We start from the raw sequence: 25,437 nt of genomic DNA, 5'->3' as shown, positions 1-25,437 counted from the left end.
CGGCCGGCTTTGAGTATCCTGAGTCCTCAGGCGAAAAAGAAAAGGGCGAACTACCTGCTGCGCGACTGTGCTCAACCCGACACTGAAAAGACGGGTTCGAGCTAGCTGCACGCACACGCTTGAGTTATACTAATCAAGTTGCCTGCAGCGGCTGTACGTGCCGGGCGGGTGGGTGGTGGACCCACGTGGTCTGTCGCTCATGTAGGAAAGTAAGCTAATAAGAATCGGAGATACGACCGTGGCTTCAAAGTGCGACGTGTGTGGCAAGGGTCCGGGCTTCGGCAAGAGCGTTTCGCACTCCCACGTGCGGACGAACCGTCGTTGGAACCCCAATATTCAGCGTGTGCGCGCGATCGTTAACGGGACGCCTAAGCGTCTCAACGTGTGCACCACCTGCATTAAGAGCGAACGCATTCAGCGTCCTGCCTAAGTAAACGCGTTCTTAAACGAAAAGACCCCGCTCATCGCGGGGTCTTTTCGCATGCCCAAACTAGTTCGAGGGTAAGCGTTCGCGGCGGGAACATCACGGTTTCAAACCTGAGCGCGTGCGGCGGAAGCATCGCCGTTTCAAACCTGAGCACTCACGGCGGAAACATCGCCGTTTCAAACCTAAGCACTCACGGCGGGAACATCGCGCTTAGCGTTCAGAGAGGTGATCCCACCCGGCTTCCGCTACCGGCCGCCCGTCCAGCGTAACCGCTCCTCCCTCAGCGCTTTCCTCAACCCGGCCCACTACCTGAAAGCCGTCTGGCAGCGTGCTCTCGGGTGGGAAGCAGGCCAGCAGCGAGTGGTCTTCACCCCCATTCAGCACGCATTCCCACGGATCAACCCCGGCTGCTTCCGCCCCCGGTTTAAGCTGACGCGAAAAGCCCCTCAGCTGCGTGCCGACGAACGCGAGCGTAACCGCGGACGCATCCGCCATGCGTTTGGCGTCCGTGGACAGGCCGTCCGAAATATCCATCATCGCGTGCGCCCCCGCCTGCGCGGCAAGCACACCGGCCTCATACGGTGGGTGCGGGGCCCGGTACGTATCCACGTACGGCGCCAAGGTTGGCTGTACCTCACTGGTGCGCAAAGTCCCCGGTACCTGCCCCGTCTTTAGCAGCTGGTAGCCGACGTACGAAAACCCGAGGGTACCGCAAATCGCAACCACGTCCCCCACCTGCGCGTTGCCGCGCTGCACGTCGCCATACGGCGTATAACCCAAGGCGGTTACGGACACAACCAGTTGCGACCCGGCGGTCACGTCACCGCCAACAACCCCTGCGCGTGTGCACGACACTTCCTGGCCAAAACCAGTGACGAGATCCACCACCTGCTCGTCGGACACGTAGGGTGGCATCACTAGCGCGACCACCAGGGCACTTGCCCGCCCCCCTTGGGCTGCTATATCCGCGAGGTTCTGCGCTGCTGCACGCCGACCCACGTCATGAAACGAGGACCATTCCAACGTGAAATGCTCATTTTCTACAATCGCATCTGTAGTGACGATGAACCGCTGCTCGGGCGCCGCGATTGAAGCGCAGTCGTCGCCGGAACCGATGAGGGTGCGTTCTCCTACTGGCAGGTGGCGGCGCATCGCGGCGATTAGTGCGTCCTCACGCCCCATCTGAGCCTCCCACTGGCGCCCCATCTGAGCCTCCTGCTCCGGGTCCATCGCCGCCCACTCGTGGCCCGGCGATGCCTCCCACGAGCCGGCGCATCCGGGCGGACGCGAACATGCACACGGCGGCGGCTGCGGACACGTTCAGTGATTCCGCGTGCCCGGCCAGTGGGATTGCCACCAGGTGGTCGATCGCACCGGTTTCCACTTGGGCGAATCCATGTGCCTCATTGCCGAAAACCCAGGCGGTCGGCGCGGCTAAATCCACTGCTTCTCCACCCAGCTCTGCGTCGAACAAATCGGTTGAGCCACGTCCATCTGCGCCCAACACCGTCATGTTGCGCGCGTGCGCCCACTGCGCCGCATCTTCGAATGACACGTTCACGACGGTGGGTAAGTGGAATACGGAACCGGCGGAGGCGCGCACCACTTTCGGGGAAGACACGTCTGCGGTTCCAGAGCATGCCAGCACCGCATCCGCCCCCGCGGCATCCGCGATGCGAATCATGGTGCCCACATTTCCGGGGTCTTGAATTCCAGCGAGAATCATCACGAATGACCAGTCCACGCGGGGTAGTCCATCGGTTCTGAAGTCCTCTACGACCGCGCTAACGCCTTGAGCGTCTTTAGATATCGCGTTCGATACTTCGTCGGTGACTTCGTGTACCCACCGGGTTTTTGTGCGCGCCAGCTGGGTTAGTTCAAAGTCGCGTTCCATCGCGGTCGAGCTGAGATACACGTCTTTGAGGTCGCGGCCACAAAACCGCAATGCTTCGCGTACCGCTTGGGGGCCTTCTACTAGTACTCGTCCTGCGCGTCGGCGTGCAGAACGCCCGGCTAGTCGAGCTACCTCCCGGATTCGATCCGAGTTGGGGTTAGCTAGAATAGCCGGGCGCCTGGCCGACTGGTTCCCAGTCGAACTCAACTTTCCTCGCTATTTCGCTGCGGGAGCGTTAATGTCTTCGGGCAGTGCTGCCTTGGCCGATTCCACTAACGCGGTGAATGCGGTCGCGTCGTTTACCGCTAGGTCAGCGAGCATCCGCCGGTCAACCTCAATGCCCGCCAGGTTCAGGCCCTGCATGAAGCGGTTGTAGGTCATCCCGTTTTGGCGTGCTGCCGCGTTGATACGCTGAATCCACAGTTTGCGGAATTCGCGTTTCTTGGTACGACGATCGCGGTAAGAGTACACAAATGAGTGTGTAACCTGCTCTTTAGCTTTGCGGTACAGCCGGGAACGCTGCCCCCGGTAGCCCGACGCTTGTTCCAGTACTTTGCGACGCTTCTTGCGTGCGTTCACGGACCTTTTTACACGTGCCATCTCTTATAGTCTCCTTAAAACTCTGGTTCCCAGCAGTTGCTTTAGCGTCCTAGTAGACGGTTAGCCTGCTTTAGATTTGCGCTGTGTACAACCTGGTCGCGAGATAGGCGACGCTTACGGCGAGATGACTTGTGCTCCAGCAGGTGACGTTTCCCTGCCCGCTCACGCATGAGCTTGCCACTACCGGTTACACGGAAACGCTTTTTAGCACCGGAGTGCGTCTTCATCTTTGGCATTTATCTAATCCTCAACTAGTGATTGTCGTGCGTAAACGTTGGTCTTTACGCGTTCTTAGCGGAGCGTTCGGCCTGGCGGTTACGGCGTTGCTGCCGCTGCGCCTCCCGGCGTTTACGCTGTTCGCTTTTCGCTTCCGACTTTTTACGGGTCGGGGCCAGCACCATCGTCATGTTGCGGCCGTCTTGGCGGGGGCGTGATTCCACTGTGCCCAGTTCGTGCACGTCTTCCGCCAGGCGTTCCAGTAGGCGCACACCCATTTCTGGGCGGGACTGTTCGCGCCCGCGGAACATGATCATGACTTTAACTTTGTCGCCACCGTTTAGGAAGCGCTCAACATGGCCTTTTTTCGTTTCGTAATCGTGGTCGTCGATCTTGAGGCGGAAACGGATTTCCTTCAACACCGTGTTGGCTTGATTACGTCGCGCGTCACGTGCTTTCTGAGCAGCTTCGTACTTGTACTTACCGTAGTCCATCAGGCGCGTTACGGGCGGATGGGCTTTGGGGGCTACCTCGACGAGGTCGAGTCCCGCCTCCTCGGCAAGTCTGAGGGCGTCTTCCACTCGGACGACACCAACTTGTTCACCTTCTGGTCCCACGAGGCGCACCTCGGGAACTCGTATGCGGTCATTGACGCGAGGTTCCTTGATGAGAACTTCCTTTCATAGTTTCCCTATGAACACGAAGAAGGTCTTCGCATTCTCAGCGAAGACCCACATAACACGCGCAAAAACGCTTGCTAACCCGTTTCCTACTCTGCCGAACCGAGATGGTCCAGGGGAACCCAAGGTGGGATTACTCCGCTTACTTATTGGCCGGCCGATTGGCCGTTGTTGTGTCTGGCGACACGTTAATCAGGTGACCCTGACATGTACGCGCTCTAGTTTAGCAAACCCACGCGAGCAAAAACAGTGCGCTCCTTCTGGTGGTACATGAGATTGCGCACACCAAGTCGCGTCGTGCTAGGCCACGTTCACGACGGTGGGTTGAAACTGCACCGTTTCGGCTGCCACCCGCAACCGTGGTTCCGCCGCAAGCTCGTTGAGGACGCGCACAACCTGAGCCCGTCTAACTTCAGCGGTAAAACCCACTTCAATCACCTGCGTTTGCCCACCACTGGGACGCAGCTGAACGCGGGCTTGAGCGCCCACGCGGGTTTGCAGCGCATTGCGTAACTCGTCATCTTCCCACGGGGGTAACCACACGTCCCCGTGCGCAAGGGCAATCACCGCGGGCCGCGGAAGCCGTACCGCCGGCGTCTGCTCACTTGCTGGCGCGGCTGCATGGTTGTCCTCCGTTTTTGAATCAGTGTGCGGAAAAGATGCGTTTGCCTGCGCTGCAGTTGCCCCGGCCGCAGGAGTTGAATCTGCCGGGGTCGGATCGATGATCAGGCGCGAGCCGTACTGGGCGCAAGCTAAGAGCGCGTGCTGCGGGCCGGGGACGGGAACCGGCCGGGCGGTACTATCCCACCTGGCGAGCGCATCAGCGCTGGTGAACCCGGCAAGCACCCACCCACTTTCTGTCTTAACTGCGCCGGCACCTCCATCGCAGCCTTCCGGACTTGCTTCAACTACGGCAGCAGCAATTAACCGTTCCTTCTGCACTGCGTGCACTAACTGTTTTAACCGCTGCCCAGCGTCCACCTGCTGCAGTGCTGCTTTAGTTTCAGGTAGGACCTCACCCCGGTCCGTGGTGTCTACGCGCTGGGAGAGTCTACGCTGCAGTTGCTCCAGTGAATGCGCCATCAGCTGCTGCCACCGCGCCGCCATGGGCGTCCAAATCCGCGTTTTGGTGATTCGGGTCGCTCCTGTGGGTTCACGGCATCGTCGTAGTCTTGAGGTTTCGTGCGGCCCAGCAGGAGGTCTTCCGCCCGCTCGTCCATAGTGTTTATCAACAGGCCCGCCGGAATCACTTCTTCCGGTTCGCCATTTATATAGCGTCGGGCCACTACCGATCCGGCGACCTCGTTTTCATCTTCACTAAGAATTGAGGTGATCGCTACCGCACCGTAACGCGTAAGCCGGCTCATAATGCGCGCAAACTTGTCACACTCTTCTGGGATGGGCCGGTCTTCGCCCAGTAGGGATGCGAACTCGTCGGCGTCCGATCCCTCTCCCAGGTCCATGTACAGCGCCACTTGGCCTTGGAGAGGCACGACCCAACGACTGATACCGTACATGCCCAACAGTTCAGACACGCCTGGTGCAGAAGGGATTGGCGCCATCACAAGTGCGATCGATCGCCGCCCACCCTCAAGGTGTAAAGACTCGTCAACGGGGTCGTCCATGCTGAGCTCATCATCCATCCCAGCCATGATTTTTTCGAACTCGTCATCAATGGAACTCACAGTGTTTTCACTCCCCCTACTGCTGTAACCGCTTCTATCCTATCGGTATCTACTCGGCCCTGTTTGCCCGCATACCTCAGGCTTCTTTCATGTGATCATCAACACCACCTGCGTGCGCCCCCAATTGTTTTCCGGCGAGGCGGTCGATGATCATTGCGATTGCGCCGTCACCGGTCACGTTGGTGGCGGTTCCAAATGAATCCAACGCAATGTAGGTAGCGAACATTAGGCCCACTTGCGCGTCGTTAAAGCCAAGCATGGAAGACAGCAAGCCAGCTGCCGCGGCGATTGCCCCACCGGGAACGCCGGGCGCGGCAATCATCATCACGCCGAGCATCAAAATGAACGGTGCATAAGACGCGAAGTCGGTGTGCCCGCCAGTCAAAAACAGGATAGCCAGCGAAAAGCCCGTGATTTTAATGGCCGAACCGGAAAGGTGGATCGTGGCGCACAGCGGGACAACAAAGGACGCCACCGGTTTTGACACGCCGTTTCGCCGGGCGCATTCCAGGGTTACTGGAATTGTGGCTGCTGAAGAGGAGGAACCTAACGCGGTGAGGAACGCGTCTTTCATTGCCCACAAGCTTTTGAGGGGATTGCGGTGCGCGACCGCACCGGCGAGGGCGTATTGCAGCAGCAGGATCAGCATGCACAAGCTGAAGGTCATCACCACGACCGCGAGGAACGTACTGATCACCCGGGTGGCGTCTCCGCTCATGGTTAGATTCATGAAGATACCGAAAATATGGAGGGGTAGTAGGGGGATGAGGATCTTCTCTACCAATGCGACCACGATTACCCGAAACTCGCGGAACCCCTCTTTAACTACTGTGCCGCGCACCAGTGAGACGCCGATACCGATTACGAACGCAAGAATGAGGGCGGTCATCACGTCCATCACGGGCGCGACCACAATTTCCACGCCGTCACCTGAGTGCGCGTTCGCGACAGTGAAGTACGGTTCTAGCTCGGGGTGTTCACTGGCGTCTAACGCCCCTATTGTTTGCCCTTGCAAAAAGGGTGGTAGCACCAGGTGGCTCACGCCCCACGTTCCAAAGCCAGCAATCATTGTGGAAACGTAGGCTATTGCGGTGGTCAGCAAAATCCATTTCGCAGAGCCCGAACCCAGTTCTGCTAACGCGGGCGTGACGAGGCCAATGATGATCAATGGGATGGCGAACCCGATGAAGGTCCCAAAGATCGAGTTGAATGTGAAGAACACGCGCGCTAACCCCGTGGGGAAAAACTGGCCGCAAATAACGGCGAGCACGATCGCGATCAGGATCCAGACGTAAAGCGGGAGCCTTCTAAAAGTTTTCACCATGATTCTTTCTGCACTTGTGTTTTGGGCTCTGCTCGGCCACCACGGGTTAGGCGCGGCGCGAGCGGTACGAGCATCTATGGTACCGCAAGCTCAAGTTGCCGCGACAAGCCCCGGCAGCACGCGAAGCACTGGGGATGGTGGACAGGCTGGGGTTTGCACGGTGAAATAAGACGTATGGAAAGAAGTAAACCGTGGTTAGTGTGCGCACTGATCCTGTTGGGGGTCCAGGTGTGGTTGCTGTATTCACCTGCGGGCGCGCCCTCAACCGAAGGGCTGGCGGCAATGCTCCGCCAAGTGCTCACACCTTTACCGGGCCCATCCGCACCCGGGGAACCCGGGTTCGACAAAGTCGCCCACGCAACGAGTTTTGCCGCTGTAACCGCCGCCCTCCTACTTGCGCGCCTGCCCTCAGGATGGGTGGTGGGATTCAGCGTGGTTCACGCAATAACCTCAGAAATTGTGCAAGCACTGCTCATCCCTGGACGCGACGGCGACCCGGTTGACGCCCTCTTCGACCTCGGCGGTATTTTATTCGCATGGGCGGTGATAACGTGGTGGAAAAACAGGACTGGGAAGGAATCCAATGCAGCAGGTACCCGTTAAAGGCACGATTCGACTGGGGCAACTATTGAAGCTAGCGAACCTCGTGGAAGATGGCGTGATGGCGCGCGAAGCAATCCAAGGGGGATTCGTGGACGTCGACGGGCAGGTGGAAACCCGGAGGGGGAAGCAGCTGAAAACCGGGCAGGTCATCACCGTCCACTTTGACGACGGCGACGAAACCGTACAGGTCGTTTCTGCTCCCTAACCCGCGGGTTCGCCTGCAGGTACTAGTCCGCCAGGATCGCCGGCCCAAGCGTGGCCTTCAGGTCCGAGTAGAACGACGAATCCGTGTTCACCCGGTAGCGTTGCCCCAGTTCCGCGAGGATCGTGGGGGTGCCCGCGCGTTTAATCCGCATGTGCACGGGTGAGGGCCCGGGGTGCGCACTCAAAATGTCGCGCAGCATCTCCACGCGGTCGGTGGTGCAGAACTGCCACGGCATATCCAAAACCACCGGCACGGTCCCGTCCTCACGCAAATCCAGAATCGTCATCGTCTGGCCCGCAATGGAAACCTCCGAGTCCCGGTCCAGCACCTGCCCCTCAACTTGAACAATCAAATCCGCACTCAGCGCATGCGAAATCGTCTGGTAAGTGCGGGGGAAGAACAGGATATTCACCGAGCCCGACAGGTCCTCAAGTGTAGCGGTGGCCCACAGCTCGCCTTTGCGTGTCGTTTTAATCGCCACCGCCGTAATCAACCCCGCAACCTTAACGCTCTGCCTGTCCTGCAGCGATTCCGCGTTCACGAGCTGTGAAATCTCCTGATCCTGGTACCGCGCCAACGCCCGATTAACCCCAGACAGCGGGTGGTCCGACACGTACAACCCCAGCATTTCGCGTTCAAAAGCCAACTTTTCTTTCTTCGGCCATTCCGGAATCTGCGGTACCTCAACCGTCATCGCAGACATCCCCATATCCGTGGCGGACGCGAACAAGTCGAACTGGCCCGCAGCCTCATTGCGTTTCAGCTTCACGGAAGAATCCACCGCTTCCTCGTGAATCGCCACCAGAGCACGCCGACACGGTTCAATCGCGTCAAATGCCCCCGCTTTAATCAGCGACTCGATCGTGCGCTTGTTACACACCGCGGTCGGTACCTTATCTAAAAAGTCCGTGAAATCCTCGTAGTCTCCTCGTTCCTTGCGGGTCGCCGTGATCCCATCCACCACGTGGCCACCCACGTTCCGCACCGCTGCGAGCCCAAACCGGATGTCCTCCCCCACAGCTGTGAAGTTCGCTTCCGAAGAGTTCACATCCGGAGGCAGCACCGTGATCCCCATGCGCCGACACTCCGACAGGTACAGCGACAGCTTGTCTTTATTGTCCTTTTGCGATGTGAGTAGTGCCGCCATGAACTCGACTGGGTAATGGGTTTTCAACCACGCGGTCCAATACGACACCAACCCGTAGGCCGCCGAGTGCGCCTTGTTGAACGCGTAGTTAGAAAACGGTACCAAAATATCCCACAGGGTTTTCACCGCGTCTTCCGAGTACCCGTGGTCGATCATTCCCTGGCGGAATGGGACGTATTCCTTATCCAGGATCTCCTTTTTCTTCTTCCCCATGGCGCGGCGCAGCAAGTCCGCTTGTCCCAGCGTGTATCCCGCCAGTTTCTGCGCGATCGCCATCACCTGTTCCTGGTAGACGATCAGGCCGTATGTGGTGCCGAGAATGTCTTTCAGTGGTTCCGCGAGTTCCGGGTGGATTGGTTCAATCGGGGCCCGCCCGTTCTTGCGGTCCGCGTACTTATTGTGCGAATCCGCCCCCATCGGGCCGGGCCGGTAGAGTGCACCCACAGCGGAAATGTCTTCGAAGTTGTTGGGCCGCATCCGTTTGAGCAGCTTCTGCATCCCGTCCCCATCGAGTTGGAACACACCCAGCGTCTCCCCCGTTGAGAGCAGTTTGAATGTCGCTTGGTCGTCGAGCGGAACTTCCTGCAGGTCCGGTTGTTTCTTTCCGTTTAGCCCAATGTTTTCAATCGTGTCCGATAGTACCGTGAGGTTGCGCAGCCCCAGGAAGTCCATTTTTAGTAGCCCGAGGGATTCGCACGTCGGGTAGTCGAACTGCGTGATGATCGCGCCGTCTGCGGGTCGCTTCATCATCGGGATGATGTCTTGCAGCGGTGCGGATGACATGATTACTGCGCACGCGTGCACGCCCCACTGGCGAGTGATTCCCTCGAGTCCTTTCGCCATGTCCACCACGGGGTGCGTGTCCGGTTCTTCCGCGTGCAAACGCCGGAATTCCGCGGCCTCGTCGTAGCGTTTATCGTTTGGGTCAAAGATGCCCGACACGGTGATGTCTTTCCCCATCACGGATGGGGGCATGGCTTTCGTCAGTTTCTCGCCAACTGAATACGGGAGCCCCTGCACGCGCGCGGAATCTTTCAGCGCCTGCTTAGCTTTAATCTTCCCGTAGGTAACTACCTGCGCGACCCGGTCGTCACCGTACTTTTGGGTCACGTACTCGATCACTTCGCCGCGCCTACGCTCGTCAAAGTCTACGTCGAAGTCCGGCATGGACACGCGTTCTGGGTTCAGGAACCGTTCAAAGATCAATCCGTGTTCGAGGGGGTTCAAGTCCGTGATGTGCATCGCGTACGCCACCATTGAGCCTGCCCCTGAACCACGGCCCGGACCCACGCGAATGTTTTGACTTTTCGCCCAGCGGATGAAGTCGGACACCACCAGGAAGTAGCCGGGGAACCCCATTTGCGTAATGATCCCCACTTCGTATTCCGCTTGTTTACGCACGTGGTCTGGCACGCCCGACGGGAACCGGGAGATGAGTCCGCGCTCTACCTCTTTAACGAACCATGAGGTCTCATCTTCCCCTTGAGGCACTGGGAAGCGCGGCATAAAGTTTGCCCCATCCGCGGTGGTGCGGAAAGTGATGTCGCAGCGGCGTGCGATTTCGAGCGTGTTGTCACATGCTTGCGGTAGTTCCAACCAGTCGTTTCGCATGTCCTCGGACGAACGAATGTAGTAGCCTGAACCGTCAAATCGGAATCGGTCCGGGTCGTTGAGCGTGGACCCGGAGTTAATGCACAAGAGCGCGTCTTGAATATCGCGGTCTTCTTTGCGCACGTAGTGAGCGTCGTTGGTGACCACCGGGGGTAGCCCCATGTGTTTAGACAGTTTCAGTAGGTCTGCTTTGGTGCGGCGTTCAATTTCAATCCCATGGTCCATTAGTTCCACGTAGAGGTTGTCTTTACCGAAAATGTCTTTCAGCCGCCCCGTCGCCGCCACTGCTTCGTCCCACTGCCCGAGGCGCAGGCGGGTCTGCACCTCAGAGGACGGGCAGCCGGTGAACGCGATCAGTCCTTTTGAGTAGCGTTCAAGTAGTTCCATGTCGATCCGCGGCCACTTACCCATCTGTCCCTCGAGGGAAGCGAGTGACCCCATGCGGAACAGGTTGTGCATCCCTTCGGTGGTTTCCGCGATGAGCGTCAGGTGAGTGTACGCACCGCGGGCAGAAACGTCGTCGCGCCGCTGCCACTCTTCGCCCCACAGCACGCGTTTTTGTTCGAACCGGGATATGCCGGGCGTCATGTAGGCTTCCAAACCGACAATTGGTTTAACTCCAGCGGCTTTCGCTTCGGTGTAGAACTCGTAGGCGCCAAACAGGTAGCCGTGGTCGGTGATGGCGATGGCTTCTTGATTCAGCCGCGCAGCCTCTTCCACCAGGGGCTTCAGTTTTGAAGCGCCATCTAGCATTGAGTACTCGGTGTGGTTGTGTAGGTGAACGAACTGATCTTTAGCCATGGCGCCAGTTTAACCCGAGCGCGGGTTATTCACCGAAGTGTCGCAGTTGGTTTAACGCGCCTTCCAAGTCCGCCATGTATGGCGCGTTCACAACCGTGCGGATACCTGTGCGGGGATGTTCGAATTCGAGGGTTCGGGCGTGTAACCACTGGCGTTTAAGCCCGAGTTTTTCCGCTTGCTGCGGGTCCGCACCGTAGAATGTGTCCCCCACGCACGGGTGGTGGAGGGCGGAGAAATGCACGCGGATTTGGTGGGTGCGGCCGGTTTCTAACTCCACTTCAACCAGCGCGGCTCCCGCGAGCAGTTCGAGTGTGCGGTAGTGCGTGACTGCGCGGCGTCCTCCCGCTACTACTGCCATACGCCATTCTTTTGAGGGGTGGCGCGCAATCGGTGCGTCAATCGTCCCGGTCTGCGGGTCCGGGTGGCCGCACACGATCGCGTGGTAGATTTTGCGCACCTTTCGTTCTTTGAACGCGTGTTTGAGTTTGGTGTACGCCAGCTCGGATTTCGCCACTGCCATTGCCCCGGAGGTGCCCACGTCGAGGCGATGTACTATCCCTTGTCGCTCCGGTGGGCCCGACGTGGAGATGCGTAAACCACTTGCCTCCAGTTCTGTTAACACGGTTGGTCCGGACCAGCCCGGCCCGGTGTGCGCGGCCACTCCCACCGGTTTGTTGACCACCACGACGTCTTCGTCGTTGTAGATAATGTCCATGCCCACAACCGGGGGTGGCACTGCTTTCGGCTGCGCCATGTCGACTTCCAGCAAACCCTCACCCGGTAGTTTGAAGTTCTTCTTTACTGTCTGTGCGTTAACCCGAACTTTCCCCGCTTCCACGAGGTCACTACTCGCGGTGCGGGACAGCCCGAGCATACGCGCCAGCGCAGTGTCCACGCGCATCCCCACTAAGGCATCTGGGATCGGGAGGAAACGGGTGTCACTCATCGGGTTGCCCTTGTCTAGGCGCAACTTGCTCTTGGCCGCCCGCAGAATGCCCGCGCCGACCCTTGCTGGATTCGGGGCTAAATGGGATTCCGGCAATAGACAGCCCGAATATGCCAGCGGCAGCCAGGACGATAAAAATGTCCGCCACGTTGCCAACAAACCAGCCGTTCCAGTTCAAGAAATCCACCACGTGGCCCATTCCCACCGCAGGAGGTTGGGTAATGCGGTCCACAAGGTTCCCAACCGCACCTCCCAAAAGGATTCCTAAACATAGAGCCCACGGCCGGCTCCTAACCTGGAACGAAACGTAGATGATTAGTGCACAAACAACGCCTGCCACGAGGGTGAATAGCCACGTGGCACCCGATAAGAAAGAGAACGCAGCCCCGGGGTTAGACACCAGCTGTAGGGAAATGAAAGATCCGATGAACGGCCGCACCTGTCCCGCTTCAAGCGCCGTCAGGGCCCAAAGCTTTGTCCCCTGGTCAACCGCCACGCACACCGCCGCCACGGCCCAAAGCGTCACTGCGTGCCGCGTTAATTGTGCGCCCACCACACCCCCGTTGTCGTGCGTCGTTTTTTGAAACCTGCAGAGCTAATTGCGTATCCCCGTGAGTCCAAGCAAGAGCGGCGACAAGCGATAGTGCTTGCCGCCGCCACATTGCTCGCTTGTTCAGAACCTATTTCACTCGCGTGGAGCGTCCACCTCAGTAAGTAGTGACTGGAGGTGGTTGCGGATCTTCCCGCGGTAATCAGACTCGAAGTGCTTGAGCTCGTTAATCTTCGACTCGAGCATCGACCGTTCCTCATCGAGCTTCTTGAGGATTGACGTGTGCTCATCTTCTGCTTCACGCACAATCTTCTCACCTTGCTGGCGAGCCTCTGCGATCAACCGCTCACCTTCCTGACGGCCGTCGCGCACGTATTCGTCGTGTACTCGCTGAGCGAGCGCCAGCATGGACGTCGCGTCCTCGGGCTCACCGGTAGCACTGGTGCGCGTAGCCTGAGCGGGTTCAGCAACAGGAGCGGGTTCAGGCTCCGGTTCCGGTTCGGGTTCAGGTTCAACAACAGGTTCTGGCTGCGGCGTAGTTTCCGCCACCTTCGGAGCGTTCGACTCCGCTTCTTCCAACTTCTGTTTCAGCTCGGTGTTTTCAACCTGAAGGGCATAGATGGTCTCTACAACCTCATCGAGGAACTCATCTACCTCGACCTGGTCATAACCCTCACGGAACTTCACTGACTGGAAAGTCTTATTTAAGACATCCTCTGTCGTGAGCAGCGCCATTTCTTCACCTCTGGATCTCGATACAATTCTTTTGGTCGGCGGGTCGAGTTCAGACTACGCCCCATTTCGCACATGCGATCTGAAGCTCTAGCCAGCGCCGACCTTCACCATTGACGTGTTCTTTCAAACACTCATCGCTAATAGGTTACCGAATTTCTAGCGGGCTTCCTACCTAGAACAGGTATTTTGCCAAATTTCCTATAAAAATTACCCCCACAAAAAGCACAATAAAGCCCACGTCCAAGGCGATCGCTCCCAGACGCAGCGGAGGAATTCTTTTCCGCAGCCAGCGCAACGGCGGATCAGTGAGCGCGTACACGACGTTCGCCACCAGAAGGATCAAACCCTGAGGGCGCCAGTCTTGGGAGAAAAACTGTACCCAGTCTAGGATCATCCGGGCCAGCAAAACCAGGGTGTACACGGAGACGAGGACCTGGATAATATTGCCGATTAATACCAAGTTGGATCGCTCTTAATCAAAAATGGAGGAAGAACGAGACGCTTTAACCGCGTCGTTCTCAATCTTCACGGACTCGGGAGAAAGCAATAGTACCTCGCCGCCCACAACTTCGATTTCTCCGCGTAGACCAAACGTTAACCCAGCACAGAAATCCACGATTCTTCGTGACTCAGTCTCGCTCATCCCAGCGAGGTTCACGATCACGGGAATGCCGTCACGAAATGCCTCACCAATTGTGCGCGCATCTTCGTAAGAAGCGGGCCGCACTGTTTTAATCCGACTCAGATCTGGTTGCTTTGAAGACACAACTTCAGGGCGCGGAAGCACAGTCATGGGTTCGTATTCCTCCTCGGGTTCGTACGCTGCCTCATCTTCGTAGTATTCAGGTTCTTCATCCGAGTAGCTACGCCACCCCATTTTTGCCATTACCTGGTTCAGCGCACCTGACATCCCAGACCTCCCATTTTTCGCCGGCTTAAGTCGATATCTCAAAGTTAGATGACGAAAGCTTGCGACGCATGGTTTGACTCGGCGTGTCTTACAGGTCCGAGGTTTGAATCCACCCTACCTGCCGGCCACATCCGGTGTATCTGCGGTAAGAGTGCAGGTCAGGGGTTTCTAACGTGCATTCTTCGCGGTGATGGATGTGATGAACACCAGCTTCGTTTAGCTGTGCATCCACCCCTGCCCGCAAATCTAACGCGCGCGTCCCCCACCGGGATTCAGCTTGCAACACTGGTAGCACCTGCGTGCACGCGCGAAAGGTTTTTTCGTCTACCTCGTAGCATTTGCCGCAAATACACGGTCCAACCCAGGCACTGATGCTTTCTGCCCCCAGGTCCCGCAACGCCCGCACCGTGTTGCTCACTATGTTCTTCTCAACTCCCCTGCGGCCCGCGTGTACTGCTGCGACCCAGCGTCCCCTATCGGCACTCATGAGGATTGGGACGCAGTCCGCTACCTGCACCGCGGCTGCGCCCGAGGCAACAATCACCGCATCTGCTTGAACCGCGTTTTTGCCGCGCGGATCCGCAGGCGGGTTCACCGCGACACAGTCGGAATGGGTTTGCTCCATCCACACGATCGGACTGCCCACCAGGTGCGCGAGGGCCCGCCGGTCAGCAAGCACGGCCTGCGGATCGTCACCGACCGCGAGGCCGTAGTTGGGCCGGTCGATACCATCCGCAACGGGCGTCTGGATGCGCGTGAACCCGATGCGGGCACCGTCTAAGTCGGGCGAGCTAGTGTGCATCAGCGCAAGAAGTCCGGCAGGTCCAGCCCCTTGTCGTCATCGTCGTCCTCATCGAAAATCCGGGGAACGACAAAGGAGTCATCCGACTCGCGTTTCTTCTCTTTTTCTGGCCGGGCTGAGGGGAACGCGGACCGCGTTGGCACAGGCTGTTCAGCTCGGTGCGCAGGCTGCGGAAGAGTACCCAGGGGCCGCTCAGGCGTGCTCTCTTCGGACGGTTTCTTCTCTGCTTGCGCGGGTTTTTCTTTCTCCGCTTTCTTTACAGAACCGAATACCTCATCGGGATCTGTGTAGGAACTCTGACTCTCGTCGAAACCAGCGGCGATAACGGTGACGCGAACTTCGTCGCCCAAAGAATCGTCGGTGACGGAACCGAAAATAATATTTGCTTCCGGATGCACGGATTCTTTGACGAGCATCGCGGCTTGCTGAATCTCGAACAGGCCAATGTCAGATGCAGCTTGGAAGAAGAACAGAACCCCGTGGGCTCCATCGATACTGGCTTCCAAAAGCGGCGAGGCGATTGCCGCTTCCGCTGCCCGGAGCGCGCGGTCTTCACCCTGCGCACTGCCGATCCCCATGAGGGCACTTCCCGCATCTTTCATGACGGACTTAACGTCTGCGAAGTCGACGTTCACCTCGCCGGGCGTCGTAATCAGGTCGGTTATACCTTGCACACCTGAGCGCAGAACCTCATCTGCCATACGGAACGCGTCTAAATACGAAACGTTCCGGTCGGAAATCTGCAGGAGGCGGTCGTTGGGGATAACGATCAGCGTGTCCACTTCCTTGCGCAACGATTCAATCCCAGATTCGGCTTGTGACGCCCGGCGGTTTCCTTCGAACGCGAATGGGCGCGTAACTACCCCGACGGTGAGCGCGTCTTCTTCGCGGGCCACGCGCGCGACTACGGGGGCGGCGCCAGTTCCGGTGCCACCACCTTCCCCCGCGGTAACGAACACCATGTCGGCACCTTCGAGGGCTTCGCGGATCCCATCTTCGTTCGCTTCGGCAGCCTTGCGGCCAATCGTGGGGTCAGCGCCAGCGCCGAGACCGCGGGTCAGTTCTTCGCCGAGGTCAATTTTCACTTCCGCATCGGACATGAGAAGTGCTTGCGTGTCCGTGTTCATCGCAATGAACTCCACGCCTTTCAAACCGGCTTCGATCATCCGGTTGATTGCGTTGGTGCCGCCACCACCCACGCCCACAACCTTGATCGTTGCCAGGTAGTTCGGTGTTGCTGTTGCCACTGGTTCCCCCAAATAATGTTCCTCTACGAACCCAGAACCTTAAACCTAAAGTTGAAGGTTCAGTTTTCGTCTGATCGTTGCGTAGGAAAGTTAAACAAACTTACCTACTAGTTCAACTTCTGAACCCGCGTGTCGCAAACAGGTGTTGCCACCTAGTGCGCGGCGGTGATGCTGCGTGTCGCACACCGGTGTTGCCACGTGCTGCACAGCGGTGATGCTGCACGGCGCACGGTCGTTGCACACAGGTGTTGTGACTAGCTCGTTACGGGCCGAGAAGGCGCACTCACATCGTACGTTTCTGCGGGCCGCTGCTTCATTAACACGAGCGCCACCTGCGCCTTCGTTTTCGAATTACTGCTATCGCCCCATTTTATCGTCTTGCCGTCATCGGTTTGAATATCCAGGTGCGAGGCGGATGCGACAAACATTTTCACCCGCTGCATAAGTTCCCCCGGTAGTTGCGTCTGCACGGAAGTAATTAGGTCAATGGCGGCACGGCGCTCTTGCTTCGAGCCCGCATCCACTTGGGCACGCGGCAGGTTCTTCGGTGGGTCTTTAACCGCGTCTATTTGTACGCCGTCGGTGTCGAGCACCAACCATGCCTCCCCCTGGGCTACTGCGACCGCTGGTTTTCGCGTCTGCACGTTCACTGTCAAGCCGTGTATGCCCGCGCGGCGCACAGTCACTTGCTTCACGCGGTTTATTTCCTCTACCTTCTGTGCCACCGTAGTTGTGGATAGGCGGGTAATGGGCATGCCTTCGAACGTTCGAACTTGCTCGCGAATAGTATCTGCCGGCACGGACGAGTCAGATACCTGCACCTTCACTTGATTCATGTTTAACGCGAAGATCGGTGAGAAAAAGACTGCCCACACCGCGGCCAGGAGAATCACTGCAACGAGTGCAGCAATCCCGATGCGGGAAAATGCTGCGCGTGTCTTCGCTCGCTTGCGTTCGTCACGGTAGCGTGACAGCTCCGGCACTTTCTTCTTACTGGAAAACGCCTGCGATGCGCTCGGCGCTGGAAGATAGTTCTTCTGGGTTCGAAGCCGAGCCTGCATACGTGATTTCAGCGACTCTTGGGCAGGCTGGTCCTCCCTCTTTGGCTTCGTATTCGCATCCTCTTGCCCGTCGGATCGGCGAGAGGACGCTCGCGCATTCCGGCTTCCTGATCGGCGAGCGGGCACCTGGGTCTGCCGCCCCACCCGGTCTTCTCCGGGAGTGCGGGCAGTGCGGTTGCTGCTCGGCCCACGCGGTCGCCTCATTGATTCAACCACACCTGTTCTATTGTCGATCCCGCTTCAGTCACACTTCCAGCGCCCATCGTTAAACACAGGTCACCGGGCTGGGCTTGCAGCGCCAGAGCCCGCGCCGCCTCATGCAAATCTGGAACAAACGACGCCCCCGCGATCTGGTCGCTAATCAGCGCGGCACTAACCCCTTCAATCGGAGCTTCCCGAGCCCCATAAATATCCGTGAGCACCACCACGTCCGCATGTGCAAGAGCCGCGGCAAAACGATCACAAAAATTCTTCGTCCGCGAATACAAATGCGGCTGGAACAGCACCAGAACCCGGCCATCACCGGCAACCTGACGCGCCTGCTTTAACACTGCCTCTACTTCAGACGGGTGGTGCGCGTAGTCGTCAAACAACCGCTTACCATCTACCTCGCAGCGAAAATCAAACCGCCGCCCGGTTCCCTCAAACGCATTCAACGCACGCACCATAACTGCCGGTTCGACGCCTAACTCAACCCCAACTAAGAACGCGCCCGCCGCATTCTCCAGATTGTGTTCCCCGCCCACCCGCAACTGCAGTGGCCACTGCGAACCGTTGTAACTCAAGGTGGCACGCGCGCACTCCCCCAAGTGGGGGTCGCGCAAAGTCGCGTCGGAACCAGGGTGGAAACCATACGTCAAAACGCGGCCACCCGCCTGCGCATACGCCTGCCCGAGCTTATTCGCACCCGGATCGTCCGCACACACCACCAGAGCGCCGCCGGGTTCAATGCGCCCTGCGAAGTCGACAAACGCCTGCTCGAACGCGTCGTTGGAACCGTAGTAGTCCAAGTGATCAACCTCTACGTTCGTCACCATCGCAATGCGCGGCGAATAGTTCAAAAAAGACGCGTCCGACTCATCTGCTTCGGCGACAAACACATTGCTGGCCCCCAGGTGCGCGCCCGAACCGAAGCCTTTCACTACCCCACCGACCGCGAAAGACGCGTCCACCCCCGCGTGCGACAGGGCTTGCGCCAACATACCGGAGGTCGTGGTTTTCCCATGCGCGCCCGCAACCGCCACGAACTCCATCCCGGTGGCTGCCAACGCGAGGGCTTGCGAACGGTGGATCACCCGCTGCCCCCGGGCCCGCGCCACCGCCAGTTCCGGGTTTGAATCTTTAACCGCGGTGGACACCACCACCACGGCATCCTCGGGAACATGCGCCGCATCGTGCCCAACAAACGTAGTGACCCCATGCTCACCCAGGCTCTGCAGACGAGGGGAATCCGCCTGGTCCGAACCGCTCACCTGCGCCCCCTGCGCCGCCAACAGCTGAGCAACCACCGACATCCCAGCGCCGCCCACACCAATCAGATGAAACTTCACCATGTTCGCCTACCTCGCCTCTTTCCCATCGGGATCTGTATGCGTCGCTCCCGGATTATGCGTCGCTCCCGGAGTGTGCGTCGCTCCCGGAGTGCGCGGTGCTCCCGGAGTGCGCGGTGCTCCCGCGCGTTCGTGCAGGACTTCACTGACCATATCTGCCAGTACGCCCGCTGCGTCCACGCGGCCTAGTTGCGCGCTCGCAGCCGCCATCGACTCTAACCGCGACGGGCTTGCCAGCAGCGGCGCCACCCAGTTCCGCACCACCGACTCGTCGAACTCACTGTCGGCAAAAAGGTACGCACCCCCGGCTTTAACCTGCGCGGCCGCGTTGAGTTTCTGTTCCCCATTGCCAATAGGTAAAGGCACGTAAACCGCGGGGATTCCAAGCGCCGTTAACTCGCACACAGTGCCGGCACCAGAGCGGCACACCACCAGGTCACTTGCCGCGAAGAAGTCCGCCATGTTCGACGCGTATTCGCGCACAATCCAGCGGCCTTCAAATCCGCATGAGCGAACCGCCTGCTCGACACCTTCGGATTTACCTTTCCCAGTCAAGTGCAGCACCTGCAGCCGCTTGTCGAACGCGCTCGCAGCAGCAACCATCACCTCATTCAAATGTTTCGCCCCTAGCGACCCGCCCGTTATCAACAGGGTCGGCTGGTTCGGATCCAAATGAAGCTTCTTCGCCGCCTGCTCCCGCACCCGCGTGCGTGACTGCGGGTCTTGCCGCAGTTTCGCTAACCGTTCAATCTGCGTGCGTAACGGGAGCCCGGTCACCGACGTGCGACCCCGGCTCGCACGCAGTTTCGTGTTTGCAAACGTGAGGCCCACCCGGTCTGCCGAACGTGCCCCCAGCTTATTCGCCCACCCGGCACGCACGTTCTGCTCATGAATGAGCGTAGGGATTTTTCGGCGCCGAGCCGCAATGTAGGCTGGGGCAGACACGTATCCGCCAAACCCCATGACCGCGTCGATTTCGCGCTCCCGCAAGTATTCTTCCACCCGCGCGATCGTGCGGCGAAGCTTAGGGAGGAACTGAAGGGCAGCTCGCCCCGGGCGGCGGGGCGCCGGGATCTTGTCGATTGTTAACAGTTCAAAACCCGCTTGGGGCACCAGTTCAGCTTCTAATCCGACTTTGGTGCCAAGCGCCAGCACGTCGGTGCCGCGTTCAGCCAGTTTTGCGCTGACCGCGAGCAGGGGGTTGACGTGGCCGGCTGAACCTCCACCAGCCATCAAAATGCGTTGCCGTGTCATTGTCCCGCCCTTTCTTCCGACTTGGCGCCGCGCGGTTGCCGCTGCCGCTTAATAGGTTTGCTCACCCAGTGCCGCACGCCCATTGTCTTGGATATTCCCGCTTCTTGCCGCGCGAACCCAACTACTATACCCAGTGCGATCGAGGTAAAAACGAATGCTGACCCGCCGGTGGATATGAGCGGTAGGGGCACCCCAATAATTGGCGTTAGCCCCACCACCGCCCCCATGTTTACGAGCGCGTGGGAGGCGATCCACCCGTTCACCCCCGCCGTTACGTACCGGGCAAACGGGTCGGAGTGATGCATGATTACGCGGTACATCCCCACCGCGAGCACACCGAAACATACCAGTACCGCGACCGCACCGATTAACCCCAGTTCCTCACCTAGAATCGCGTAAATAAAGTCTGTGTGCGCGGCCGCTAAGTAGTTCCATTTTTCTCTTGAGGCACCCGGCCCCACTCCGGTTAATCCGCCAGCACCAAGTGCCCAAATCGCGTGGTCTAACTGTTCGGGCGCGTGCGTGGATGGGGGTTCTTTAAAACCGGGGATTACCGACAGGATGCGTGCCAGGCGAGAGCTTTTTTGCATCACGAAAAAACCGACCACAAACAGCCCCCCACCGGCTAGGTACCAGTACCACCGTCGGGGGAAGTCCACCAGAAGCATGATGCACAGGATGATTGCCACAAAAATCAGGGCGGTACCGAGGTCGTGGCCGCCCATGATGGCTCCGATCGCGAGTGCGCACGGGAGGAAGAAGTTGGGCACCATGTGCCACAGGTTGTCGTGTTTGAGGCGCGATTGCACGAGCACGTGGGCGAGCAGAAGAATTAGCCCAAGCTTTAGAATCTCCGCTGGTTGCACCATGGGTAGGCCCGGGAGTTTCAACCAGTTACGGTTGCCCCCTTCGCCGCGCCCCAGCGGGGTGAGGACCAGTAGTTGCAGCCCCAGGGTGGCGAAAAATATGAGGAGTGCGAACGAGTTCCAAATCCGCGCCGGAACTCGCGCCACCAGGTGGAAAAGCACGAGACCGAGCACCATGATCAGGCAGTTACGCATGTACGCGAGATAGGGGTTCAGCCCCTCCGCGATCGAAGACACTGCGGACGCGGAGAACACCATGATGAACCCCACGAACATGAGGCACAGGACAGACCCGTAGATCATGTAGTAGGTGGTGACGTTTGAGGGAGGTGCCGGAGGTTCCGAAGCTGGTTTGAACCTCAGTTTCGGCATGCGCAAGTTTAACCGCTTGAGCAACGCTGGTTTGCTCACAGCCGCACACCCCGCTGGTGGGCTAGCCGCTCCACTGCGTCTTGGAATGCGTCACCGCGTTCGTTATACGAGTTGAACTGATCCCACGAAGCGCATGCTGGCGCAAGAATCACCGTGTCTTCGGGCCGGGACATGGCGACGGCTTCGTTAACTACCGAGAACATCCAGTCTTCATGCCCATCGACCACCACTTTGGGGACTTGCGGGGCGGCGTCCTCAAGCGCGTTCAAAACCGGTTTGGGGTCGGCGCCAATCACAATCACGCCCCGCAAAAGCGGTTTAACTTGGGACACCAGGGGGCGCAGGTCTTGCCCTTTAGTGTCCCCACCCACGATCCACACCACGTGTTCATTAGGGAATCCCACCATGGACGCGAGGGCAGCGTGGGCGTTCGTAGCTTTGGAATCGTCAATCCACGTCACCTGCTCCACTTGGCCGAGAATCTTCCTCCGGTGGTTAGCAAGTGTGAACCGGTGCATGCCCTGAGCGATGGCGTCCGGGCTAGCACCCCACGCGCGGGCAAGAGCCATGGCAGCTAACGTGTCTTTAACTAAAGCGATCGACGGGTGCTGCCCCGCGTACCCCACCATGTCATCCAGCTTGGCTAACGCCTGGGCTTCACGCTCCCGGTTTTCTATGAACGCGCGGTCCACGAACTGTCCTTCCACCAGGCCCAGTTCCGAAATGCTTGGAATCCCCACGGTGTAGCCAATCGCACGCGCACCTTCGACCACGTCCGCTTCCTGCACCATTTTGAGGATCATCGGGTCCGTCGCATCGTACACGCAGGCTCGGCGCGTGTTTAGATACACTCGGGCTTTGGCCTCTCGATACGCCTCCAGCGAACCGTGCCAATCCAAATGGTCTGCATCCACGTTCAAACAAACGCTCGCAAGCGGCTGCACTGTCTGCGTGGTGTACAGCTGAAAACTGGACAGTTCCACCGCCACAACCTCAAGGTCCGCGTGCGCAACCGCCTCCACAATCGGGGTGCCCACATTCCCAACCACGGCGCAGCGCGCTCCCGCAGCCTGCAGCATCGAGCCGAGCAGGGAAACCGTAGTGGTCTTCCCGTTCGTACCGGTTACCGTCAGCCACTCAATGTGCTTACCCAAGTGCTGCTGAACCCGCCAGGCGAGCTCTACCTCACCCCAAATCTCACACCCGCTGTCTTTTAAGGCACGCCAAATCGGGGAACGCGGATTCACGCCCGGCGAAAGCACCGCAATATCGAAATCGTAACCAGCTACGGCCCGGGCTTGCTGCTCATCTGTGCCGAACACCGCCTCAAAATCAACATCTACTTCGCGGCGGTCAAAACCAACTACCTGTGCCCCCAAATCCGTCAGCACGCGGGCGGCAGCGCAACCGGACTTACCGAGACCAACCACGGCAATCGGCTTATTGAACGGAATCATAGTTGCGAAACCCACTCCCCATAAAACAGTGCTAAACCAACCACGGCGCACAGGCCAGCGATAATCCAAAACCGAATCACGATCGTGATCTCTTTCCATCCAGAAAGCTCAAAATGGTGATGCAGCGGTGCCATCTTGAACACGCGTTTGCGAGTCATTTTGAACACCCCGATTTGGATGACGTCCGACATCACGATCGTGACAAACAACCCACCGATAATCACCGCCAGGAACTCCGTGTGCGTAAGCACCGAAATCCCGGCGAGCGCACCCCCGAGGGCAAGCGAGCCGGTGTCTCCCATAAATATCTGTGCGGGCGAGGCGTTCCACCACAAGAACCCAAAGCAAGCGCCCACAATGGCGGCGCATGCGATCGCCAACCCGAGCGGGTCCCGCACCTCATAGCACACGTCAATATTCGTAACCTGCACGGAACACGATTGCAAGAACTGCCACAGAGAAATAATCGTATAAGCCCCGAACGCGAACATGGAAGCGCCGGTTGCTAACCCGTCTAAACCGTCGGTCAGGTTCACCGCGTTCGACCATGCGGACACCAGAAAGTTAGCCCACAGGATGAACAATATGATGCCGATCGCGACCCCTGCGAACGCCAGATCCAACGGTAGGTCGCGCATAAAAGACAACTTGGTGGAAGCCGGGGTGTTTCCACGCGCGTCTGGGAAAGACAGGGCGAGGGCCGCGAAAATAGTGCCGACCGCTAACTGGCCGAGGATCTTCGCAGCCGGATTCAACCCCAAAGACCGCTGTTTCGAGATCTTAATGTAGTCGTCTAAGAAACCAACCACACCGGTTCCGACGAATAGGAACATCAGCAGGCACGAGGACAGGTCGGGAACCTCCCCAATCGCGGCGTGGCCACCGAGCCAACCCACGAGAGCGGCGATTATTATCACCACCCCACCCATCGTGGGGGTACCGCGTTTCGTGTAGTGCGCTGTAGGTCCGTCTTGGCGGATGAACTGCCCGAAGTTCCTAGAAACCAATAGTCGGATGAATGCCTTTGTCCCCAGCAGGGTTACAGCTAGCGACAATGCGCACGACGCGACAACGGCTACCACGGTTCAGTCCTTCCTTCGTTACTTAAACTATTGAGCGAGCTTATCCGCGATGGTCCAGATGCCCGTTCCGTTCGACCCTTTCAGTAACACCACGTCGCGAGGACGAACGAGTTCCTTCAATAGCGTAGCCGCCGCCTGCGCGGAATCCACCTGGTGACACTCGAGGCGGTCGCGAATCGGCGTGAGGATCGCGCCGGCACCTTCCCCCACTGCGATCACGAGGTCCACGTTGCGGTCGAATGCTTGCTGCCCAACTTGCTCGTGAAGCTGCTGAGACTTCTCCCCCAGTTCGAGCATTTCCCCCAGGACTGCGATGCGGCGGGGCGCGTATTCACCGACGCGTTCGAGCACGTCGAGGCCCGCGCGAACCGAATCTGGGTTGGCGTTGTAAGAGTCATCGATGTACGTTACCCCGTCGGCGTCGAAGATAGACATGCGGTGCGGGCTCTTCGCGTGCAGATCGTTTACTACCTCAACGATTTTTACCGGGGGAATACCTAGCGCGAGCGCGGTCGCGATCGCTGCGAGCGCGTTCGACACCTGGTGTTTGCCCACCAGCCCAAGGCGGACGCGTTTGATCACTTCACCGGCAAGTAGGTCGAAGCTGGGGCGGGAGCGTTCATCGAGCGTGATGTTGCTGGCCTGCACGTCCGCCTTGGGATTACCGGCGGCGGAGAAGAACAGAACGGGGCCGCTCGTGAGCTCCGCCATGTTCGCCACGTTCTTGTCGTCTAGGTTCAGCACGGCGGTCCCACCTTGTTTCAGACCGTCCACGAGTTCCGCTTTGGCCCGCGCCAGGGTTTCGACGTTGCCGAAACCACCCAGGTGGGCTTTCCCAACCGCGAGTTCCACCGCCACATCGGGCGGGGCGATCTGCGTGAGGTACCGCAAGTGTCCGCGCCCCGATGCTCCCATTTCGAGCACCAGGTACCGTGTGGTTTCGTCTGCCTTGAGGATCGTTAGCGGCATGCCCACTTCGTTGTTGAACGACTTTTTGGGCGCCACGGTGGGGCCGAACGTGCTCAAGATTGTGGAGGTAATGTCTTTCGTAGTGGTTTTCCCCACTGACCCGGTAATTCCCACCACGGAGATAGTGCCGTGTTCGCGGAGTTCTTTTAGGTGTGCGCGGGCGAACATGCCGAGTGCTTTGGTGGCGTCTTCCACCACGATTTGCGGTAGGGCAAGTTGTTCTTGCGGCCGGGTTACTACCGCGGCTACGGCACCGCGTTCGCGGGCTGCATCGATGAAGTTGTGTCCGTCCGTGTGCTCGCCAACGCGAGCGATGTAGAGGCTACCGGGTTGCGCTTCGCGCGAATCGGTTACGGTGGGGCCGGTTATGGTGACGTCCTCACCTTCGAGGCGTCCGGCCATCGCGTTAGCGATCCATTGCGCTGTGTAGGTCATCTGCGATC

The 25,437-nt window shown here is 58.8% G+C and carries 26 protein-coding genes; 3 read left to right on the top strand and 23 right to left on the bottom strand.

All coding sequences use genetic code 11. From position 1 onward, the window contains the following. Positions 1-238: 238 nt before the first annotated feature. The gene (rpmB, locus tag QS713_RS08595) at positions 239-430 is read left to right on the top strand and encodes a 50S ribosomal protein L28 (protein ID WP_102215643.1); all 192 of its coding nucleotides are present in this window, start codon (positions 239-241) and stop codon (positions 428-430) included. A 207-nt stretch (positions 431-637) separates the two neighbouring features. Here rpmB and thiL read toward each other — a convergent pair whose 3' ends face one another. The 8 genes from thiL to QS713_RS08555 all read right to left on the bottom strand — a co-directional run bounded on the left by thiL (position 638) and on the right by QS713_RS08555 (position 6,826). Then, complete coding sequence (gene thiL / locus QS713_RS08590; RefSeq protein WP_313274516.1) at positions 638-1,657, bottom strand: thiamine-phosphate kinase; 1,020 nt, start codon at positions 1,655-1,657, stop codon at positions 638-640. Further along, positions 1,599-2,528 carry a TrmH family RNA methyltransferase gene (locus tag QS713_RS08585; protein WP_313274515.1) on the bottom strand — a complete coding sequence of 310 codons (930 nt, stop codon included), beginning with the start codon at positions 2,526-2,528 and terminating at the stop codon, positions 1,599-1,601. Before QS713_RS08585 ends, thiL begins: the two co-directional genes overlap by 59 nt. Before the next feature lie 9 nt (positions 2,529-2,537). Further along, positions 2,538-2,921, bottom strand: a complete 384-nt coding sequence (gene rplT / locus QS713_RS08580) for a 50S ribosomal protein L20 (RefSeq protein WP_102215642.1) — start codon at positions 2,919-2,921, stop codon at positions 2,538-2,540. A 41-nt stretch (positions 2,922-2,962) separates the two neighbouring features. After that, complete coding sequence (rpmI, locus tag QS713_RS08575; RefSeq protein ID WP_102215641.1) at positions 2,963-3,157, bottom strand: 50S ribosomal protein L35; 195 nt, start codon at positions 3,155-3,157, stop codon at positions 2,963-2,965. A 45-nt stretch (positions 3,158-3,202) separates the two neighbouring features. Beyond that, the gene (infC, locus tag QS713_RS08570; protein ID WP_102215640.1) at positions 3,203-3,805 is read right to left on the bottom strand and encodes a translation initiation factor IF-3; all 603 of its coding nucleotides are present in this window, start codon (positions 3,803-3,805) and stop codon (positions 3,203-3,205) included. A 312-nt stretch (positions 3,806-4,117) separates the two neighbouring features. After that, entirely contained in the window at positions 4,118-4,924 is an 807-nt protein-coding gene (locus tag QS713_RS08565; protein WP_313274510.1) for an SseB family protein, read from the bottom strand. Beyond that, positions 4,900-5,502 (bottom strand): hypothetical protein, encoded by a 603-nt coding sequence (locus QS713_RS08560; RefSeq protein ID WP_313274508.1) that lies wholly within the window; start codon positions 5,500-5,502, stop codon positions 4,900-4,902. The genes QS713_RS08565 and QS713_RS08560 overlap by 25 nt, the downstream gene beginning before the upstream one ends. Positions 5,503-5,578: 76 nt before the next feature. Continuing rightward, positions 5,579-6,826 carry a dicarboxylate/amino acid:cation symporter gene (locus tag QS713_RS08555; RefSeq protein WP_313274505.1) on the bottom strand — a complete coding sequence of 416 codons (1,248 nt, stop codon included), beginning with the start codon at positions 6,824-6,826 and terminating at the stop codon, positions 5,579-5,581. A gap of 174 nt (positions 6,827-7,000) precedes the next feature. On the opposite strand from QS713_RS08555, the gene QS713_RS08550 reads away from it, so the two are divergent. Further along, positions 7,001-7,429 (top strand): VanZ family protein, encoded by a 429-nt coding sequence (locus tag QS713_RS08550; protein WP_313274503.1) that lies wholly within the window; start codon positions 7,001-7,003, stop codon positions 7,427-7,429. Further along, positions 7,410-7,634, top strand: a complete 225-nt coding sequence (locus tag QS713_RS08545) for an RNA-binding S4 domain-containing protein (RefSeq protein ID WP_102215635.1) — start codon at positions 7,410-7,412, stop codon at positions 7,632-7,634. The genes QS713_RS08550 and QS713_RS08545 overlap by 20 nt, the downstream gene beginning before the upstream one ends. A gap of 22 nt (positions 7,635-7,656) precedes the next feature. On the opposite strand, the gene dnaE is transcribed toward QS713_RS08545, so the two are convergent. The 15 genes from dnaE to QS713_RS08470 form a co-directional block, all read right to left on the bottom strand. Then, entirely contained in the window at positions 7,657-11,193 is a 3,537-nt protein-coding gene (dnaE, locus tag QS713_RS08540; protein WP_313274500.1) for a DNA polymerase III subunit alpha, read from the bottom strand. 25 nt (positions 11,194-11,218) lie between these two features. After that, positions 11,219-12,139 (bottom strand): RluA family pseudouridine synthase, encoded by a 921-nt coding sequence (locus QS713_RS08535; RefSeq protein ID WP_313274498.1) that lies wholly within the window; start codon positions 12,137-12,139, stop codon positions 11,219-11,221. After that, positions 12,132-12,692 (bottom strand): signal peptidase II, encoded by a 561-nt coding sequence (lspA, locus tag QS713_RS08530; protein ID WP_313274496.1) that lies wholly within the window; start codon positions 12,690-12,692, stop codon positions 12,132-12,134. The genes QS713_RS08535 and lspA overlap by 8 nt, the downstream gene beginning before the upstream one ends. 132 nt (positions 12,693-12,824) lie before the next feature. Continuing rightward, complete coding sequence (locus QS713_RS08525) at positions 12,825-13,424, bottom strand: DivIVA domain-containing protein (RefSeq protein WP_102215631.1); 600 nt, start codon at positions 13,422-13,424, stop codon at positions 12,825-12,827. A 172-nt stretch (positions 13,425-13,596) separates the two neighbouring features. After that, on the bottom strand, positions 13,597-13,884 hold the full coding sequence (locus QS713_RS08520) for a YggT family protein (RefSeq protein ID WP_102215630.1): 288 nt from the start codon (positions 13,882-13,884) through the stop codon (positions 13,597-13,599). Between the two features lie 12 nt (positions 13,885-13,896). Continuing rightward, a complete protein-coding gene (locus QS713_RS08515) occupies positions 13,897-14,334 on the bottom strand; it encodes a cell division protein SepF (RefSeq protein WP_313274491.1) in 438 nt (145 codons plus the stop codon). A gap of 88 nt (positions 14,335-14,422) precedes the next feature. Next, on the bottom strand, positions 14,423-15,136 hold the full coding sequence (locus QS713_RS08510; protein ID WP_313274489.1) for a purine nucleoside phosphorylase YfiH/LACC1 family protein: 714 nt from the start codon (positions 15,134-15,136) through the stop codon (positions 14,423-14,425). Next, positions 15,136-16,383 carry a cell division protein FtsZ gene (gene ftsZ, locus QS713_RS08505; protein ID WP_313274487.1) on the bottom strand — a complete coding sequence of 416 codons (1,248 nt, stop codon included), beginning with the start codon at positions 16,381-16,383 and terminating at the stop codon, positions 15,136-15,138. Before ftsZ ends, QS713_RS08510 begins: the two co-directional genes overlap by 1 nt. 254 nt (positions 16,384-16,637) lie before the next feature. Beyond that, positions 16,638-17,648, bottom strand: coding sequence for a cell division protein FtsQ/DivIB (locus QS713_RS08500; protein WP_313274484.1), 1,011 nt, complete (start codon positions 17,646-17,648; stop codon positions 16,638-16,640). Then, entirely contained in the window at positions 17,645-18,997 is a 1,353-nt protein-coding gene (gene murC, locus QS713_RS08495) for a UDP-N-acetylmuramate--L-alanine ligase (protein ID WP_313274483.1), read from the bottom strand. The genes QS713_RS08500 and murC overlap by 4 nt, the downstream gene beginning before the upstream one ends. Before the next feature lie 6 nt (positions 18,998-19,003). Then, complete coding sequence (gene murG / locus QS713_RS08490; protein ID WP_313274480.1) at positions 19,004-20,248, bottom strand: undecaprenyldiphospho-muramoylpentapeptide beta-N-acetylglucosaminyltransferase; 1,245 nt, start codon at positions 20,246-20,248, stop codon at positions 19,004-19,006. After that, positions 20,245-21,525: an FtsW/RodA/SpoVE family cell cycle protein gene (locus QS713_RS08485; protein WP_313274479.1), complete on the bottom strand. Its 1,281-nt coding sequence runs from the start codon at positions 21,523-21,525 to the stop codon at positions 20,245-20,247. The genes murG and QS713_RS08485 overlap by 4 nt, the downstream gene beginning before the upstream one ends. Further along, positions 21,522-22,943 (bottom strand): UDP-N-acetylmuramoyl-L-alanine--D-glutamate ligase, encoded by a 1,422-nt coding sequence (gene murD, locus QS713_RS08480; RefSeq protein WP_313274476.1) that lies wholly within the window; start codon positions 22,941-22,943, stop codon positions 21,522-21,524. The genes QS713_RS08485 and murD overlap by 4 nt, the downstream gene beginning before the upstream one ends. Continuing rightward, positions 22,940-24,025, bottom strand: a complete 1,086-nt coding sequence (gene mraY / locus QS713_RS08475; RefSeq protein WP_313274474.1) for a phospho-N-acetylmuramoyl-pentapeptide-transferase — start codon at positions 24,023-24,025, stop codon at positions 22,940-22,942. The genes murD and mraY overlap by 4 nt, the downstream gene beginning before the upstream one ends. Before the next feature lie 27 nt (positions 24,026-24,052). Next, positions 24,053-25,429, bottom strand: a complete 1,377-nt coding sequence (locus tag QS713_RS08470; RefSeq protein WP_313274471.1) for a UDP-N-acetylmuramoyl-tripeptide--D-alanyl-D-alanine ligase — start codon at positions 25,427-25,429, stop codon at positions 24,053-24,055. Positions 25,430-25,437: the final 8 nt, after the last annotated feature.

The sequence above is a fragment of the Gleimia hominis genome, assembly GCF_032085515.1.
In the GTDB taxonomy this organism is placed as follows: Bacteria; Actinomycetota; Actinomycetes; order Actinomycetales; family Actinomycetaceae; genus Gleimia; species Gleimia hominis.
Note: the sequence above shows the minus strand (reverse complement) of the source record. Positions and strands in the feature narration are given on the sequence as shown.